Source organism: Microbacterium sp. CIAB417, assembly GCF_022788845.1.
Genome location: NZ_JAHZUT010000018.1, coordinates 1 through 14,658, shown reverse-complemented (window position 1 = coordinate 14,658; position 14,658 = coordinate 1). Strand labels below are relative to the sequence as shown.

Below are 14,658 nucleotides of genomic sequence, written 5' to 3'. Positions count from 1 at the left end.
TCGGCGGGCCGACGTAGGGTGTGCACATGGATGCGGGCGCCTCGACGATCGGGCGACGCCCGCCTCGGTCCGCTGCGCCGACGCATTCGCGACCTCGCGAAAGCGTCTACCGCCCTCGCGACGAGGTGGATCTCCATCGAACCGTCGTCTTCCAGCGGCGCGGGGCGCACGACCCCACCCTCGTCGTGGACGGCCACGTCGTCTGGCGCGCGAGCAGGACCCCCGAGGGGATCGCCACCCTCGCTCTTCGCGCGAGCGGCGTCGGGATCCGCCTAGCGGCTTGGGGCCCCGGCGCCAGCTGGGCACTCGACCAGGCACCCGCCCTCTGCGGCGCGGATGACGACCGCGGCGACTTCGACGCATCCCACCATCCGCTCATCGCCGCGACGCACCACCGCCACCCGGGGCTACGCCTGGGCCGCACCGACCTCGCCTTCGACGCCCTCGCGAGCGCGATCTTCGAGCAGAAGGTCACGGGCCTGCAGGCATTCGGCGCCTGGCGACGCATCGTCACCTGGTTCGGCGAGCGCGCGCCCGGCCCCACCCCGCGCCCGATGTTCGCACCCCCCACCATCGACGAATGGCGACGCATCCCCTCTTGGGCGTGGCACCGCGCAGGACTCGAACCACCGCAGTCACGCACCGTCGTCAAGGCGGCGTCCCATGGCGACAGCATCGTGCGCGCCATGGCGGAGGCCTCCGACAACACCGAGCGCGACCGCATCCTGACGAGCCTTGCGGGCATCGGCCCCTGGACGTCGGCCGAGACGCGCATCCGCGCGTGGGGCGATGCGGACGCGGTGAGCATCGGCGACTACCATCTCGCGCACGAGGTCGGGCATGCCCTCATCGGCCACCGTGTCGACGACGACGCCATGCTCGAGTTGCTCGCCCCGTGGGCGGGACAGCGACAGCGGGTGATCCGGCTGCTGGCAGCCAGCGGCGTCCACGAGCAGCGCCGCGGTGCGCGTCTGGCGCCCGAGGATCACCGCTCGCGCTGAAGCGTGCAACCCCTACGCTGGGGCCATGACGAACTCGCGCACGGGCTGGCCCCGCGGTCGCACCATGTGGATCCTCGGCACGCTGGCCCTGTTCGCTGCGGGGGTCATTGTCGGCATCGCCCTGGGATCGGTGTGGATCGGCCTGCTGCTCGCTCTGATCGTGTCGATCGGATGGCTCATCGCCTACGAGTCGTGGCGGGGTCGCAACGTCGGCATCTACGACCGGGACGACGACGGCGCCCAGCTCTGAGGCATGGCCGTACCTTCGACCAAGGTCGAGTTGCGCGCCCAGCTGCAGGACGCGAACCGGCGCATCGTCGAGCTCGTCGAACGCCACACCGACGAAGAGCTGTACGGCGCCGGCTGGTACGGCAAGTGGACCATGGGGCGCATGATCTCGCTGAACACGTCTTCCCCGTATGCGAACGCCCGCACCCGCATCCGCGGCTGGCTCCGCACGCAGGCCGAATAGCGCGCCACCCGTGGAGGGCGCGCATAGCGCACTCCTAGGATGGGGCGCGTGACCACCACAGATCCTGCCCTGCCACCGATCGATCCGCCCGCCGCATCCGGGCCTGCTCTGCAGCTTCGCGGCCTGACCAAGCGCTTCGGTGACAAGGTGGCCGTCGCGGGCATCGATCTCGATGTGCCCACCGGCTCCTTCTACGGGCTCGTCGGCCCCAATGGAGCGGGAAAGACGACCACGCTGTCGATGGCCACGGGTCTGCTGCGACCGGATGCGGGAACCGCCGTCCTGCACGGGGTCGACGTGTGGCGCGACCCGGTCGCCGCGAAGGCGATGATCGGCAACCTCGCCGACGGCGTGCGTCTGTTCGACCGACTCACCGGTGAGCAGCTCATCACCTACACGGGGATGATGTTCGGCCTGGCGCGCGACGAGGTGGCCGCTCGCACCGCTGATCTGCTGTCCCTCATGGACCTCACGGAAGCCGCCGGCACCGCCGTCGTCGACTACTCCGCCGGCATGACCAAGAAGGTCGCGCTCGCGTGCGCCCTGGTGCACGCGCCCCGCATCCTCGTGCTCGATGAACCGTTCGAGTCAGTGGACCCCGTTTCCGCCGCGAACATCGAGGACGTCTTACGCAGCTACGCGGGCAGCGGCGGCACCGTGATCGTCTCGAGCCACTCGATGGACCTCGTGCAACGCATGTGCGACCACGTCGCGGTCATCGCCAGCGGACGTGTTCTCGCGGCGGGCACGATCGACGAGGTGCGCGCGGGCCAGAGCCTGCAGGACCGTTTCGTCGATCTGGTCGGCGGCCGCCATCACTCGGAGGGACCGCAGTGGTTGCGACTCTCCTGAAGCTGCGCTTCCGCGTCCTCGGCAACACCCTCGCCGCCAACCCCTGGCAACTCGTCGGGTTCATCCTCGGCGGACTGTGGGCCGTCGGGCTCCTGATCGGCGTGTGGATCGGACTGTTCGCGGCGGGCTTCGCCGGGCTCGACGTCGTGTCGACGGTCGTCACGGCGGGCGGCGGCATCCTCGTGCTCGGGTGGGCGCTCGGTCCGTTGTTCATCGCCGGGGTGGACACGACGCTCGATCCCGTCAAACTCGCCCCGTTCCCCCTGACGACCAACAAGATGATGGTCGCCCTCACAGCCGCCGGACTCACCGGCATCCCCGGCATCGCCTCGATCGCGGGCGCACTGGGCCTCTTTCTGGCCCTGTGGCGCTGGCCGATCGCCCTCGTCGCCGCGCTCGTGTGCATCCCGCTCGGCATCCTCACGTGCGTCGTCGTGTCGCGGCTCATCGCCGCGCTCAGCAGCAGCGCCGGCGGCAACCGCCGCACGCGAGAGCTCCTCGGCGGTCTCGCGTTCCTTCTCATCATGCTCGCCGGCCCCATCACGATCGGCATCATGAACCTGCTGGATGCGGGAGTCAGCGCCGCGGGCGATCCCGCCGACCGCATCGGCGGCATCATCTCCGCGGCCTCGTGGACCCCGATCGCCGCCGCGTGGGCGGCGCCGGCGACGCTCGCCTCGGGCGACATCCTCGGGGGCATCCTGAAGCTGTTGATCGGGGCCGCGACCCTGGTCCTCCTCTGGTGGCTGTGGCGACGTTCGCTTGCCGCGGCGCTGGTCTCACCGCCGCGGGCGCGCACCGCGACCGTCAAGGCGGGCAAGATCGGCTGGTTCGGGCGCATGCCCACCGGCGGCACGGGCGCGACGTGGGCTCGTGCGCTGACGTACTGGCTGCACGACCCGCGCTACCTTCGTCAGCTCCTGGTGGTGCCCATCTTCCCGGTGCTCATGCTGTTCTACTCGGGCGGCGACGTGCGCAGCCCGCTGTTCGCGTACTCCGCCGTGCTCGTCGCCTTCGTGCTCAGCATCGTCTCCTATGCGGATGTGTCCTACGACGGGACCGCCTTCGCGACGGTGCTCGCCACCGGCGTGCGCGGCCGCCAGGACCGCGCCGGCCGCCTCCTCGCCGCGGCGGGTCTCGGGGTGCCGCTGACCATCGCGATCGCGATCATCACGGTGGGCCTGTCCACCGAGTGGTCGTTGCTGACCCCGGTGCTCGGGGCCAGCCTCGGCCTCCTGCTGACCGGATACGGCGTGTGCGCGATCAGCTCCGCCTCCATCGTGCAGCCCGTACCCGCCCCGGGTGACAGCCCGTTCAAGCGCGTTCCGGGAGCGAGCGTCGTGACGGCGCTGCTCATGTTCGTGATCTGGATCGGCATCGCGGTGCTCTCGCTGCCATCCCTGATCCCCGCGATCCTCGCCGGCGTGACGGGCGACGCGATGTGGGGATTCGTGGCGCTCGCGGCGGGCCTCGTTCTCGGCGTCGTGTTCGCGATCGTCGGGGTGCTCGTGGGCGGCCGCGTCTTCGACCGCAATGCGCCCGCCCTCCTCGCGCAGTTGCAGAGTTTCAAGGGCGCCTGACCGCGCCGCGATGAGGGCCCCGGGAGCGCACGCTCCCGGGGCCCTCATCGCGGGGTGGCATCAGGCGGGAAAGAGCTCCTCCAGCACCCGGATGACGCCGTGCTCCAGGTGCGAGGGCGCACGCAAGCGCGCGCGGGCCGCCACATCCGGGTGCGCGTTGGCCATCGCGTACGAGTGGTACGCCGCATCCATCATCTCGAGATCGTTCAGGTAGTCGCCGAACACGGCCGTCTGCTCGGCCGAGACGCCCAGCACGTCCTGCAGTCGCCGCAGCGCGACCCCCTTGTTGATACCGCGGTTCATGACATCGACCCAGTGCGCCCCGGAGACGACGACCTGGTGGGTGCGGGCGATGTCCGACAGCTCGGGAGCTGCGCCCGTCTCGGCGTCGCCGAAGTCGTAGACGGCGATCTTCAGGATGTCGTCGTCGACCCGCTCGAGGTCGGGCACGCGCTCGAGCAGGGCGTAGTACTTCTCCGCCTCCGCGCGGAACGCATCGTCGTCGCGCTCGATGTACGCGGAACGCTTGCCGCAGAGCACGACGCCAACATCCTGGCCCATCCCCCGCGCACGTCGGAGGACGTCGGCCACGAGATCGCGGTCGAGGGTATCGGAGGCCAGCTCCTCGCCGTCGCGCACGACGTAGGTGCCGTTCTCGGCGATGAAGACCATCCCCTCGGCGTGGTCCTCGAACTCCCGCCGCAGGGTCGCATACTGCCGGCCGCTGGCCGGCGCGAAGAGGGCTCCGACGCGCCGCATCCGCTCGAGGATCGGCCACAGCCCGTCGGGGACGCGGCCATCGCCGTCGAGGAGCGTCCCGTCCATGTCGACGGCGACCAGGCGGATGTCGGATGCGGGCTCACTCATCCCTCCATCCTCCCCGATCCGTGGGGACGTCCGCGCTCAGGCGGTCGCCGCAGCCTGGTCGGCGAGCGGGGCCGGCGTCTCGGCGTAACTGCGCGACAGACGCCGGTACTGCGGCGATAGGAACGCGACGACGACGATCAGCAGCATGACCAGGCTCGCCGCCACGAACATGAGAGCGATCCCCCGCGCCTCACCGTCGCCCAGCAACCAGCGCCACCCGTCGCGGCCCTCGTCGGTGCGCATGTACGGGATGAGCCAGAACTCGGCGAGCGGGCCAATGAGGAAGGCGGAGATCGGAGCGGCCGCGGACTCGATGCTCGCCGCAAACCCGAAGACGCGCCCCTGCGTCTCGTAGGGCACCACCCGCTGGATGATCGTCTGCTCGGCGGCCTCTGCCACCGGCATGAGTGCCATGAACACCAGCATCCCCACCGCGTACAACCACCACCATTCGCGGAGGGCGAAGGTGAGCCCCAGCACCGAGACGCCGACGTTCACCCACAGGAGCGTTCGCACCGGGTTCTTGCCCAGACCGAACTTGGCGACGAGACCGCCGCCGATGATGAAGCCGACGCTGGTGATACCGAGCACGATGCCCCACACCTCGACGCTGAAGAGCGTCAGACCGTACGGGTCCATGAGCGCCATGAAGACGCCGCCCACGAGGTTGTTGAACGTCGTGAACAGCAGGAGCGGCATGAGCCCGGGCACCGAACGGATGGCGGGAAGCACGCCGCGGAAGGTGAGCCGGCGAGGCGGCGCGTCCGGGTCGTGAGCCACGCCCCGCTCGGGGATCGGCACGAACAGCAGGTGAGCGAAGGCGACGGCGGTCGCGACGATCGCGATGAACACCGTCGGCCCCATCCCGAGCAAGCCCACCGACAGCCCTGAGAACACGCTCGTGACCATGAACGCGACGCCTTGGACGGTGCCCACCAGTCCGTTCGCGCGGTCGCGACGCTCGGCGGGCACGAGGAGGGTGACCGTCGTCGACAGGGCGATGTTGCGGAGGTTCTCGACGACCCCGCCGATCAGGATCACGCCCGCGAACAGCCAGAACCAGGGGCCGCCCCAGTCGATGAGCGCGGATGCGGGGATCGCGAGAAACAGGGCGCCCGCCAGCAGATACGCGGCCAGGGTGATGAGGCTGGAGAGCACCATCACGGCCTTCTTCTTCATGTGGTCGACGATCGCTCCGAAGACGATGCCGAAGACGGCCACCAGCAGCATGTAGCTGCCGCCGATGATGGAGGTCGCGAGCACGTTCCGCGTCTCGAGATACGCCCAGAACGTGAGCGCGAACCAGAGGTAGCTGGTGGTCACGTTGGCCACGAGCGTGTTCGCCAGTACCTGATAGAAGCTGCGCATGCGCGAGGCGCGGGTGGGCTCGGCCGTGGCGGGACGTTCGAGCATGACGGGCTCCGCTTCGCTGGATGGTGGCTCCATCATGACGGCGGGGGCCGACATCCGCGAGGGTTCGGGTTTTCCCGAACCCGGTCGTCGGGATTGCTCCGATGTGGCCCGCGCGGTGCGCCCCTACGTTGGAGACATGACTTCCGCAGCTCCCACCGTGCGACCCGCGCGGCGCTTCGCCCCGGCGCAGACCGCCGGGGCGGTCGCCCAGCTCGCCGCGCTCGGCCTCATCGGCCCCTTCATCCTGAGCACCCTGCTGGGCCTGCTCGGCACCGGAGTCGGGCTCGTCCCCGCCCTCGGCGTAGGCCTGGTCGTCCTCGTCGGACTCGTCTACGTCATGTACGCGATCGGGTGGCTGGAGATCGCGCGGATCGACGGGCTCTACGGACTCGGCCTCCCGGCACCGCGCTTCAGCCCCCGACCCCGACCGGGCTTCGGCGGCTACCTGCTCTCGCTCTGGCACCAGTTCATCGATCCCTCGATGTGGCGCGCGCTGGCCAACACGGCGATCGCCACCGTCATGGGCGTCACGGTCATCAGTCTCGTCTCGATCGTCACCGGCGCGATCGGCGTCGCCTTCGCGCCGCTGTCGGGAGTCGACGAGGTGTGGATCGGCGTGGGCATGGTCCCCGCCGGCTGGGCACCGGTGGTGGGCATTCTGGCGGCGCTGCTCGCCCTGGCCGCGACCGTCGGGCTCGGCGTGTTGCACGGCGTGATCAGCCGCGCCATCCTCGGTCGCTCCCGGGCTGCCATGCTGGCGCAGGCCGCACGCACCTCCGACGCACAGCGGGCCGGCGCCATCCGCGCCGCCGATGTCGAACGCACCCGCATCGAACGGGATCTGCATGACGGCGTCCAACCGCGTCTCGTCTCGGTGGGCATGACCCTGGGGCTCGCGCAGCAGAAGATCGACGACGACCCGGCCACGGCCAAGGCGCTGCTCGAGGAGGCGCACACCTCCACGAAGGCGGCGATCACCGAGCTGCGTCAGCTGGCCCGCGGCATCCACGCCTCCGTCCTCGACGACCGTGGACTGGATGCGGCGCTGTCGGCCCTCGCAGCCCGCTCGCACGTACCGGTGGCGCTGGACGTGCGCCTGGACGGCCGCTGCTCGCGCGAGGCCGAGACCGCGGTCTACTTCGCGATCGCCGAGTCGCTCACCAACGCGGCCAAGCACTCCCGCGCCGCCGAATGCCGCGTGGTCGTGCGCGTCCGCGACGGCGGCACACTCTGGGCACGCATCGAAGACAACGGCATCGGCGGAGCGCGGGTGCTGCCCGGGGGCGGCCTCGACGGGATCTCCAACCGCATCCTCGCCGCCGGCGGCAACGTCCGCCTTGACAGCCCGCAGGGCGGGCCGACCGCTCTGGAGGTGAGTGTGCCGTGCGCATCCTGATCTGCGAGGACTCGGTCCTCCTGCGCGAAGGACTCGTCCGACTCCTGGCAGACGCCGGGCACGACGTGGTCGCCGCCCTCCCGGACGCGAGCGAGCTCGATGACAGCGTCGTCGCCACCGACCCGGAGCTCTGCATCCTCGATGTGCGCCTGCCCCCGGCCTACACCGACGAAGGCATCCGTGCAGCGCTGCGCCTGCGCGCGGCGCACCCGCAGCTGCCGGTCCTGGTGCTCTCGCAGTACGTCGAGGAGCGGTACGCGAGCGAGCTGATCGCCGCGAACGGCGGGGCGCTCGGCTATCTGTTGAAGGATCGCGTCGCGGATGTGGCGGACTTCCTCGACACCGTGCGCCGCATCGGCGGCGGAGCGACCGTGCTCGATCCCGAGGTCATCGCGCAGCTGCTGAACCGTCGCACCCGCGACGAGCGGATGCGGCGGCTCACCGAGCGCGAGTCGACGGTGCTGGCACTCATCGCCGAGGGGCGGTCGAACCAGTCGATCGCCGCGACTCTCTTCCTCTCGGAGGCCTCGGTCGAGAAGCACATCACCGCCATCTTCCAGAAGCTCGAGCTCGAGCCCGGCGAGTCGGGCAACCGCCGCGTCCTCGCCGCCCTCGCGCACGTCGAGCACGGCGCCGGCGACGCCGGCCCTCAGACACCTCAGACAGGAGCAACACGATGAGCACGCTCACCCCTCCCCCCGCGGCCCCCGACGAGGCCGCACCCTCCAGCACGGCGACGCCGCCCCGGCATCCCGCCGGCAAGGCCGTCGCGATCACCGCGATCGTCATCGGCGCCGTCATCCTGGGCGGGACCGTGGTCTCGGGCGCCGCCAACGCCGTCACCTCCTCGCTGCCGACCTCCTCGCAGACGCTCACCGCGTCGACCGCCGGCGTCACCGAGGTCGACGTGGATGCGAGTGCGGCGCTGTTCGAGCTGCGATTCGACGACGTCGACGAGGCCACGCTCCAGGTCACCTCCGGCCGGTCCGCCTGGCGGATGGAACGTGACGGCGACGAGCTGAGGATCAGCGCTCCCGATGGATTCTTCGGCATCGGCTGGATCGGCCAGCAGCCGCGGGTCCTGCTGACCCTCCCGCAGTCGCTCGAGGGCGTGGATGCGTCGCTCACACTCTCCGCGGGAGAGCTTCGCGCCACGGGCACCTTCGGCGACCTCGAGACGCACCTCTCCGCGGGCAGCCTCATCGTCTCCGGTGAGGCCCGCACGATCGACTCGTCCATGAGCGCAGGAAGCTCCGACATCCGCCTGTCGGGTGTCACCGAGGCCGAGTTCGAGCTCTCGGCGGGTGACCTGACCGCCGAGTTGACCGGCAGCGCTCCCCGCAGCATCGACATCGGCGTCAGCGCCGGATCCGCGGATGTCACCGTGCCGCGCGGCAACTACGACATCCGCTCCAACGTGGAGGCGGGCGGCGTCGACAACCGGCTCTCCGCCGGCAGCGGCCCCCGCATCCCCGTCGAGGTCCGCGTCTCCGCGGGTGACGTGACCCTCCGCGACAACGGCTGAGCGCGAACGAGCATCCATTGAGCGAGCGAGCATCCGATCGGGTGCTCGCTCGCTCAATCAATGCTCACTCGGCGAGCGCAGGAGGAGGATGAGAGGGTGTCGTCCTCCTCCTTCTCCGCGTGGCTGCGGGCGCAGCCGTCGCTCACCGGGTCGGCACCGGATCTCGACACGGCGAACCTGCCCGACGAACCCCACGTGCTGTTCGAACAGTGGCTGAGGGGCGCGGCGGCCGCCGGTGTCGCCGAACCGCACGTGACCACGCTCTCGACCGTCGACGCGAACGGACTCCCGGACGCCCGCGCGCTGATCCTCAAGGACGCCGGCCCCCGCGGATGGGCGATCGCCGGTCCGCGGTCGTCCGCGAAGGCCGAGCAGCTCGCCGTGCGCCCGGTGGCCTCGCTCAGCTTCTGGTGGCAGCCGATCGTCCGGGCGGTACGGCTGCGCGGCGGGATGCAGCCCGCCACCGCTGGTGAGATCGCCGGGGACTTCGAGGCGCGTCCGGAGTCCGCACGCGTCGGACTGACGTCCGCGGATTGGATGCTCTGGTGGCTCGCGCCTACGCATGTCGAGTTCTGGCAGGGCTCGCCCGACCGACGCCACACACGCATCATGTACGAGCGGCAGGGCGAGAGCTGGCACCACGAAGTGCGCGGGGGCGAGACGAGCGCCCCCGCGCAGGGAGCCGCCTCTCGCCGATAGCCTCGAAGGATGCAGCAGGAGCAGGGTCTTTCGGGAGGCAACTCGGCGGGTCCCGTCTTCCGCGCGGGGAACACCGTCCGCAAGGCTTGGACGCCGGCGTCTCCGCACGTGCACGCGTATGTCACCTCCCTGCGCGAGGCCGGCGTCGACGCGCCCGCCCCGCTCGGCCGCGACGAGCAGGGTCGTCAGGTGTGGGAGTTCGTTCCCGGCGCGCTGGCGGAGAGGGGCCTGACGCGGCCGGAGCTTCATCGCGTGGGCGCGATCGTGCGCGCCATCCACGATGCGAGCGCGGGGTTCGAGGTCCCATCGGGCGCCACCTGGGATTCCGCGATCCCGGCGCCCGGGGACGATCTGGTCTGCCACAACGACCTCGCCCCGTGGAACCTCGTGACCGGCGAGAGATGGGTCTTCATCGACTGGGATGCGGCGGCTCCCAGCACCCGGCTCTGGGATCTCTCGTATGCCGCGCAGGCGTTCACGCTCAACGACCCGCGGCGTTCCCCCGCCGACGCCGCAGCGGATCTGGCCGCCTTCATCGACGGCTACGGCGCGGATGCCGACCTGCGTGCCGCGCTTCCCGCCACCATGGCCGCACGGACGGAGGCGATGCACGAACTCCTGCGTTCTTCCCATGCCGAGGGTCGTGAGCCCTGGGGCTCCATGTACACCTCCGGCCACGGCGATCACTGGCTCGCCGCATCCCGCTACGTGCGAGAGCACGAGGGTGACTGGGCCGGGGCGCTGAACGCGCACGCGCTATGAGGCACCGAGGATGCTGTGCAGAGCCTCCGTGTAATCCTCGAACGCGCGGCGTCCCTCTTTCGTCAGAGACAGGTAAGTGACCGGCGTCCGCCCCCGATGGGTCTTCTCGACCGTGAGGTAGGAGGCCTCCTCGAGCTTGCGCACATGAGTGGAGAGGTTGCCGGCTGTCATGTCGAGCAGCTCCTGCAGTCGCGGGAACGACACGCTTGTGCCGGGGTCGAGAGCCGCCAGAGCGGCGGTGATGCGCAAGCGAGCCGCGGCGTGGATGACAGGGTCGAGCTCCATCACTGCGCCACCGAAGCACCCGGTCGACGTCCGATCCACAGCGCGACATAGACGGCGGCCAGCAGGAACCCTCCCCCGCCGGCGACAGCGAGCACGAGCAGAGACGCACCCGTGAACGGCGCGACGACGGCGACGAGCACGAGCCAAGCCCCCATCGCGATCGTCGGCCAGTTGGGCCAGATACCACCCGCGATCATGTACATGACTCCGACGAAGAGCACGCCGGCCACCGGAAGGAAGACCCACAGTAGGGCAGGGTCCATTCCGTTGCGCACGAGCCCGAGACCGACGAGGAACATCCCGAGCAGTCCGACTGGCCACGTGAGACCGAAGACGGGGCCGACCCACTCGATCGGCCCACGGTGTCGCAGACCACGCCCCATCCGCGCCCCGAAGATCGAGCTGACGGTCAGCGCTCCAGCCATCGCGACACCGCAGACTATGAGGGAGACGGGGGCGGGCACCGCGGCACGCTCCACAAGCCAGAGCGCTCCGAACCCGATCAGGAGCGCGAGGCCCCATGCAAGCAGGATCCACGGCACACCCCGCGCCTGCTGTCGCGCGAGCGCGCGTTTCTCATGCTCGATCACCTGGAGCATGACGGCTGGGGCGTCGGAGGAGGCAGCGTTCGCAGAAGTCATATTCACTTTGTACTGCAAAGTAGTCTGCGAAGGCAAGAGCGGAGCCGATGCCTCAGAGTCCCAGCATCCGTTCGCTGCGCTCCCAGAGCTCGCGCGCCAGGGCGGCATCGCTCGCCTGCGCGTGCGTGCGCGCCGGCTTGCGCTTCACGTAGTACTCGCCCGTCGCGTAGTCGCGGCCCGGCTCGCCCTCGGCGAGGTACACGAGGGTGTCCGCACCCTTCGGGATGCTCGTGAGGAAGAGCTTCTTGAGGGGCGTCTGGTAGATCAGGCGCATGGGTGAGCTGGGGGCGTTCGAGAAGCTCGTGGCGATGTTGCCCGGGTGGAAGGCGACGGCACCCACGCCTTGCGAGCGATAGCGGCGATCGAGCTCCTTCACGTGCAGAATCTGCTCGAGCTTGGCGGTACCGTAGGCGCGCGTCGCGCTGAAGGAGCGTTCGTTGTCGAGGTCGTCGATATCCAGCTGACCGAACAGACGCGCGCCGACGCTCGAGGTGTTGATGATCGTGGCCGTGGAGGCGATCAGTCGTTCCATGAGCAGCTGGGTCAGGAGGAACGGGGCGAGATAGTTCACTTGGAAGGTCATCTCGTGCCCGTCGATCGTGCTCTCGCGCACCTTGCCGAAGATGCCGCCGGCGTTGTTGGCGAGCACGTCGATGCGGTCGTACTGCGCGAGCAGATCGTCTGCGAGCTCTCGGACGCTGGCGAGGTCAGCGAAGTCCGCGACGTGCACACGCGATCCGACCTCTCGGGCGATCTGCGCGGTGCGCTCGGGATTGCGCCCGACGGGGATGACGGTGTGCCCCTGCGCGTGCAGCACCCGCGCCGCCTCTCGCCCGATGCCGTCGCTCGCACCGGTGATCACGATCGTCTTGCCCGCCATGTGGCCTCCTCCGCCGTAGCTCGCGAAAGCCTAGCCGTCACAACTAGCGAGGCAGCATGAAGACCAGCCCGAGCACGACGACCAGAAGCGCCGCGAGCGACACCACGAGCGCGTGCGCGTTCTGGCCGTATCGCGCGGCGCGCGCGAGCGCGAAGATCGCCAGCAGCGAGCTCATGTCGTCCTTCGGCATCGGTGGACTCGGAACTGTCACCGTACCGGCCTCGTTGCGGTCAGGACACGCGACAGATGATCTCCCCGTGGAGCAGGGAGAACCAGCCGTCCTCGGATGCAGCCCACTCCCGCCACCCGGCGGCGATCCGATCGAGCTCTTCGGCGTCGGTGTCCGGTCTCGCCTCCAGCTGGCGCGCGAGCGCGGACTGACGGATGCGGTCCGCCCAGAGATTGCCCCACCACATCCGCTCGTCCGCGCTCGCGTAGCACCACGTGCTCGACGACGCGCTGATGTCGGTGAGCCCCGCCGCTCGCGCCCAGGAGAGCAGGCGTCGCCCGCAGTCCGGCTCGCCTCCGTTGGCACGCGCCGTCGCCTGATAGAGCTCCAGCCAGCGGTCCAGCTCAGGTAGCTGCGGCCACCAGGCGAACCCGGCGAAGTCGGCGTCGCGCACCGCGATGATCCCGCCGGAACGGGTGACTCGCGCGAGTTCCCGCAGCGCCTGCACCGGATCCGCGATGTGCTGGAGCACCTGATGGGCGTGCGTCACGTCGAACGAGTCGTCGTCGAACGGCAGGGCGTGCACGTCGGCGATCCTCACGTCGACGTTCGACACTCCGCGCTCGTCCACCGTCGCGCGCGTCAATGCCGCCTCGTCTTCTCCGATCTCGGTGGCAGTGACGTGGGCCACGCGCTCCGCGAGATCGACCGTGATCGTGCCGGGGCCAGCTCCCACATCCAGCAGCCGGTCGTCATGGCCGAGGAAAGGCAGGAGGTAGGCGGCGGAGTTCTCGGCTGTGCGCCAGCGGTGCGATCGCAGGACGGATTCGTGGTGACCGTGCGTGTACGTGGACATGCCTCCACATTCCGGCTTCGAGGCGCTGCCGCGGAAGACCGTACTGTTCATAGGAGCGATCCACCCACCCAGCCGAGAGGAGCCGGTCATCTCGAACGAACTCGGCGACTTCCTCCGCGCTCGCCGTCAGGACAGGGCGCTCGCACCCGAACACGACTCCCCCGGCGCCCGGCGGACGCCGGGCCTACGCCGTGAAGAGGTCGCGACCCGCGCCGGGATCAGCGTCGACTACTACATCCGCCTGGAGCAAGGACGGGAGTCCCACCCGAGCGACGCCGTGATCGCCGCCCTCGCCCACGCGCTCGAGCTCTCACCGGATGCAGCGCGGCATCTCCTGCGACTTCGCGATGCGGACGCGGCGCCGACGGAGCCGACCTCCGACGCCGATCTCGTCCCACGGATGTCGGCTCTCGTCGCGGCGGTGCGCCCGCAGCCCGCGTACGTGCTCGACAGACTCAGCACGGTCGTCGCGGCGAACGAGGAAGGCATGTCGCTGTACGCCGGGCTCGCCGAGCTTCCGCCGGAGCAGCGCAACACCTGCCGGTACCTGCTGACCGACCCGCGCGCCCGCGAGACGTTCCTCGACTGGGAAGAGCTCGCCCGCGGCGCCGTCGCGCACCTCCGCGCGGCGAACGTCGACCGCCTCGACGATCCTCGGCTGAGCGATCTCGTGCGCGAACTCGGGGCCCAGAGCCCGCAGTTCGCGGCGTGGTGGAGCGGGCACATCGTGGAGCGGCGTCGGGGGGCGACCACCCGCATCCGCGGGATGGACGGGGTCGTCGTCGAGCGGAGTTACGAGATCCTGCACCTGCCAGACGACGCCGTGCGGCTCACGATCTGGCTCCCGCCGGCGGCATGAGCACCCGACCTACACTCGTGCCATGAGTGCCTTCCTCCCCGGTTCCCGCGGCACGCAACCGTGCCCCAACTGCGGCGCCCAGGTCGCGCAGTCCGACCGGTATCCCGCGTATCTCTGCGACGAGTGCGAAGCGCGCGCGGTGGATGCGGACGGCGCCCGCGTCACCGGATCGAACGCCTCCTTCGGCGGCGGGTTCGTCTTGCACTGGCCGGACGGCGAACACGAGTCCCTCCCGTGCGCCTCGGCACGGGTGTGGGTCGACGGACGCGAGTGGGAGTACTCCGAGGCGCGCTTCGGCGGGGTGCTGATCACCCCCGTCCGCGAGCGCTGACCCGGCCGTCGCCTGGGCGTCATCGATGCGTCAGCAAAGAATCACGAAAAGGTAACGGAAACCTCTTCCG

General features: G+C 70.1%; 19 protein-coding genes. 12 read left to right on the top strand and 7 right to left on the bottom strand.

What is annotated here, in order from left to right; all coding sequences use genetic code 11:
* Positions 1–26 precede the first annotated feature (26 nt).
* The 5 genes from KYX17_RS31200 to KYX17_RS31180 are packed head-to-tail and all read left to right on the top strand — an operon-like array spanning position 27 to position 3,905.
* Entirely contained in the window at positions 27–1,001 is a 975-nt protein-coding gene (locus KYX17_RS31200; RefSeq protein WP_249224560.1) for a DNA-3-methyladenine glycosylase 2 family protein, read from the top strand.
* Between the two features lie 25 nt (positions 1,002–1,026).
* Complete coding sequence (locus KYX17_RS31195; protein WP_243233590.1) at positions 1,027–1,251, top strand: hypothetical protein; 225 nt, start codon at positions 1,027–1,029, stop codon at positions 1,249–1,251.
* A gap of 3 nt (positions 1,252–1,254) precedes the next feature.
* Positions 1,255–1,473: a ClbS/DfsB family four-helix bundle protein gene (locus tag KYX17_RS31190; protein ID WP_243233589.1), complete on the top strand. Its 219-nt coding sequence runs from the start codon at positions 1,255–1,257 to the stop codon at positions 1,471–1,473.
* Positions 1,474–1,512: 39 nt separating this feature from the next.
* Positions 1,513–2,325: an ABC transporter ATP-binding protein gene (locus KYX17_RS31185; RefSeq protein WP_374209011.1), complete on the top strand. Its 813-nt coding sequence runs from the start codon at positions 1,513–1,515 to the stop codon at positions 2,323–2,325.
* Complete coding sequence (locus tag KYX17_RS31180; protein ID WP_243233586.1) at positions 2,307–3,905, top strand: hypothetical protein; 1,599 nt, start codon at positions 2,307–2,309, stop codon at positions 3,903–3,905. The genes KYX17_RS31185 and KYX17_RS31180 overlap by 19 nt, the downstream gene beginning before the upstream one ends.
* 60 nt (positions 3,906–3,965) lie before the next feature.
* Here the strand turns inward: KYX17_RS31180 and KYX17_RS31175 are convergent, their stop codons facing one another.
* A complete protein-coding gene (locus tag KYX17_RS31175; protein ID WP_243233582.1) occupies positions 3,966–4,772 on the bottom strand; it encodes a Cof-type HAD-IIB family hydrolase in 807 nt (268 codons plus the stop codon).
* A gap of 36 nt (positions 4,773–4,808) precedes the next feature.
* A complete protein-coding gene (locus KYX17_RS31170; RefSeq protein ID WP_283818265.1) occupies positions 4,809–6,185 on the bottom strand; it encodes an MFS transporter in 1,377 nt (458 codons plus the stop codon).
* 136 nt (positions 6,186–6,321) lie between these two features.
* Here KYX17_RS31170 and KYX17_RS31165 point away from each other — a divergent pair, with 136 nt between their 5' ends.
* From KYX17_RS31165 to KYX17_RS31145, 5 genes are all read left to right on the top strand, one after another.
* Positions 6,322–7,581, top strand: coding sequence for a histidine kinase (locus tag KYX17_RS31165; RefSeq protein WP_243233580.1), 1,260 nt, complete (start codon positions 6,322–6,324; stop codon positions 7,579–7,581).
* Complete coding sequence (locus KYX17_RS31160) at positions 7,569–8,261, top strand: response regulator transcription factor (RefSeq protein WP_243233578.1); 693 nt, start codon at positions 7,569–7,571, stop codon at positions 8,259–8,261. Before KYX17_RS31165 ends, KYX17_RS31160 begins: the two co-directional genes overlap by 13 nt.
* Positions 8,258–9,106: a hypothetical protein gene (locus KYX17_RS31155; protein ID WP_243233576.1), complete on the top strand. Its 849-nt coding sequence runs from the start codon at positions 8,258–8,260 to the stop codon at positions 9,104–9,106. The genes KYX17_RS31160 and KYX17_RS31155 overlap by 4 nt, the downstream gene beginning before the upstream one ends.
* Before the next feature lie 96 nt (positions 9,107–9,202).
* Positions 9,203–9,805, top strand: a complete 603-nt coding sequence (locus KYX17_RS31150) for a pyridoxal 5'-phosphate synthase (RefSeq protein ID WP_243233574.1) — start codon at positions 9,203–9,205, stop codon at positions 9,803–9,805.
* Between the two features lie 9 nt (positions 9,806–9,814).
* On the top strand, positions 9,815–10,567 hold the full coding sequence (locus tag KYX17_RS31145; RefSeq protein WP_243233571.1) for a phosphotransferase: 753 nt from the start codon (positions 9,815–9,817) through the stop codon (positions 10,565–10,567).
* Here the strand turns inward: KYX17_RS31145 and KYX17_RS31140 are convergent.
* The 5 genes from KYX17_RS31140 to KYX17_RS31120 are packed head-to-tail and all read right to left on the bottom strand — an operon-like array spanning position 10,562 to position 13,398.
* The gene (locus tag KYX17_RS31140; RefSeq protein WP_243233654.1) at positions 10,562–10,852 is read right to left on the bottom strand and encodes a transcriptional regulator; all 291 of its coding nucleotides are present in this window, start codon (positions 10,850–10,852) and stop codon (positions 10,562–10,564) included. The genes KYX17_RS31145 and KYX17_RS31140 overlap by 6 nt on opposite strands.
* Positions 10,852–11,493: a hypothetical protein gene (locus KYX17_RS31135; RefSeq protein ID WP_243233569.1), complete on the bottom strand. Its 642-nt coding sequence runs from the start codon at positions 11,491–11,493 to the stop codon at positions 10,852–10,854. Before KYX17_RS31135 ends, KYX17_RS31140 begins: the two co-directional genes overlap by 1 nt.
* Positions 11,494–11,545: 52 nt before the next feature.
* Complete coding sequence (locus KYX17_RS31130; RefSeq protein WP_243233567.1) at positions 11,546–12,373, bottom strand: SDR family NAD(P)-dependent oxidoreductase; 828 nt, start codon at positions 12,371–12,373, stop codon at positions 11,546–11,548.
* Between the two features lie 43 nt (positions 12,374–12,416).
* Entirely contained in the window at positions 12,417–12,563 is a 147-nt protein-coding gene (locus KYX17_RS31125; protein ID WP_243233566.1) for a hypothetical protein, read from the bottom strand.
* Positions 12,564–12,603: 40 nt separating this feature from the next.
* Complete coding sequence (locus tag KYX17_RS31120) at positions 12,604–13,398, bottom strand: class I SAM-dependent methyltransferase (RefSeq protein ID WP_243233565.1); 795 nt, start codon at positions 13,396–13,398, stop codon at positions 12,604–12,606.
* On the opposite strand from KYX17_RS31120, the gene KYX17_RS31115 reads away from it, so the two are divergent.
* Together KYX17_RS31115 and KYX17_RS31110 are read left to right on the top strand one after the other, a co-directional pair.
* Positions 13,397–14,257, top strand: a complete 861-nt coding sequence (locus KYX17_RS31115) for a helix-turn-helix domain-containing protein (protein WP_243233653.1) — start codon at positions 13,397–13,399, stop codon at positions 14,255–14,257. The genes KYX17_RS31120 and KYX17_RS31115 overlap by 2 nt on opposite strands.
* A gap of 22 nt (positions 14,258–14,279) precedes the next feature.
* A complete protein-coding gene (locus tag KYX17_RS31110) occupies positions 14,280–14,588 on the top strand; it encodes a hypothetical protein (RefSeq protein WP_243233563.1) in 309 nt (102 codons plus the stop codon).
* Positions 14,589–14,658: the final 70 nt, after the last annotated feature.

Bases quoted from the DNA above. Each gene is read 5' to 3' on its own strand.
- KYX17_RS31135 (WP_243233569.1), bottom strand. From the start codon at position 11,493: ATGACTTCTGCGAACGCTGCCTCCTCCGACGCCCCAGCCGTCATGCTC.
- KYX17_RS31115 (WP_243233653.1), top strand. From the start codon at position 13,397: ATGCCTCCACATTCCGGCTTCGAGGCGCTGCCGCGGAAGACCGTACTG.
- KYX17_RS31195 (WP_243233590.1), top strand. From the start codon at position 1,027: ATGACGAACTCGCGCACGGGCTGGCCCCGCGGTCGCACCATGTGGATC.
- KYX17_RS31200 (WP_249224560.1), top strand. From the start codon at position 27: ATGGATGCGGGCGCCTCGACGATCGGGCGACGCCCGCCTCGGTCCGCT.
- KYX17_RS31140 (WP_243233654.1), bottom strand. From the start codon at position 10,852: ATGGAGCTCGACCCTGTCATCCACGCCGCGGCTCGCTTGCGCATCACC.
- KYX17_RS31110 (WP_243233563.1), top strand. From the start codon at position 14,280: ATGAGTGCCTTCCTCCCCGGTTCCCGCGGCACGCAACCGTGCCCCAAC.
- KYX17_RS31125 (WP_243233566.1), bottom strand. From the start codon at position 12,563: ATGCCGAAGGACGACATGAGCTCGCTGCTGGCGATCTTCGCGCTCGCG.
- KYX17_RS31190 (WP_243233589.1), top strand. From the start codon at position 1,255: ATGGCCGTACCTTCGACCAAGGTCGAGTTGCGCGCCCAGCTGCAGGAC.
- KYX17_RS31155 (WP_243233576.1), top strand. From the start codon at position 8,258: ATGAGCACGCTCACCCCTCCCCCCGCGGCCCCCGACGAGGCCGCACCC.
- KYX17_RS31175 (WP_243233582.1), bottom strand. From the start codon at position 4,772: ATGAGTGAGCCCGCATCCGACATCCGCCTGGTCGCCGTCGACATGGAC.
- KYX17_RS31130 (WP_243233567.1), bottom strand. From the start codon at position 12,373: ATGGCGGGCAAGACGATCGTGATCACCGGTGCGAGCGACGGCATCGGG.
- KYX17_RS31170 (WP_283818265.1), bottom strand. From the start codon at position 6,185: ATGCTCGAACGTCCCGCCACGGCCGAGCCCACCCGCGCCTCGCGCATG.
- KYX17_RS31145 (WP_243233571.1), top strand. From the start codon at position 9,815: ATGCAGCAGGAGCAGGGTCTTTCGGGAGGCAACTCGGCGGGTCCCGTC.
- KYX17_RS31120 (WP_243233565.1), bottom strand. From the start codon at position 13,398: ATGTCCACGTACACGCACGGTCACCACGAATCCGTCCTGCGATCGCAC.
- KYX17_RS31185 (WP_374209011.1), top strand. From the start codon at position 1,513: ATGGGGCGCGTGACCACCACAGATCCTGCCCTGCCACCGATCGATCCG.
- KYX17_RS31165 (WP_243233580.1), top strand. From the start codon at position 6,322: ATGACTTCCGCAGCTCCCACCGTGCGACCCGCGCGGCGCTTCGCCCCG.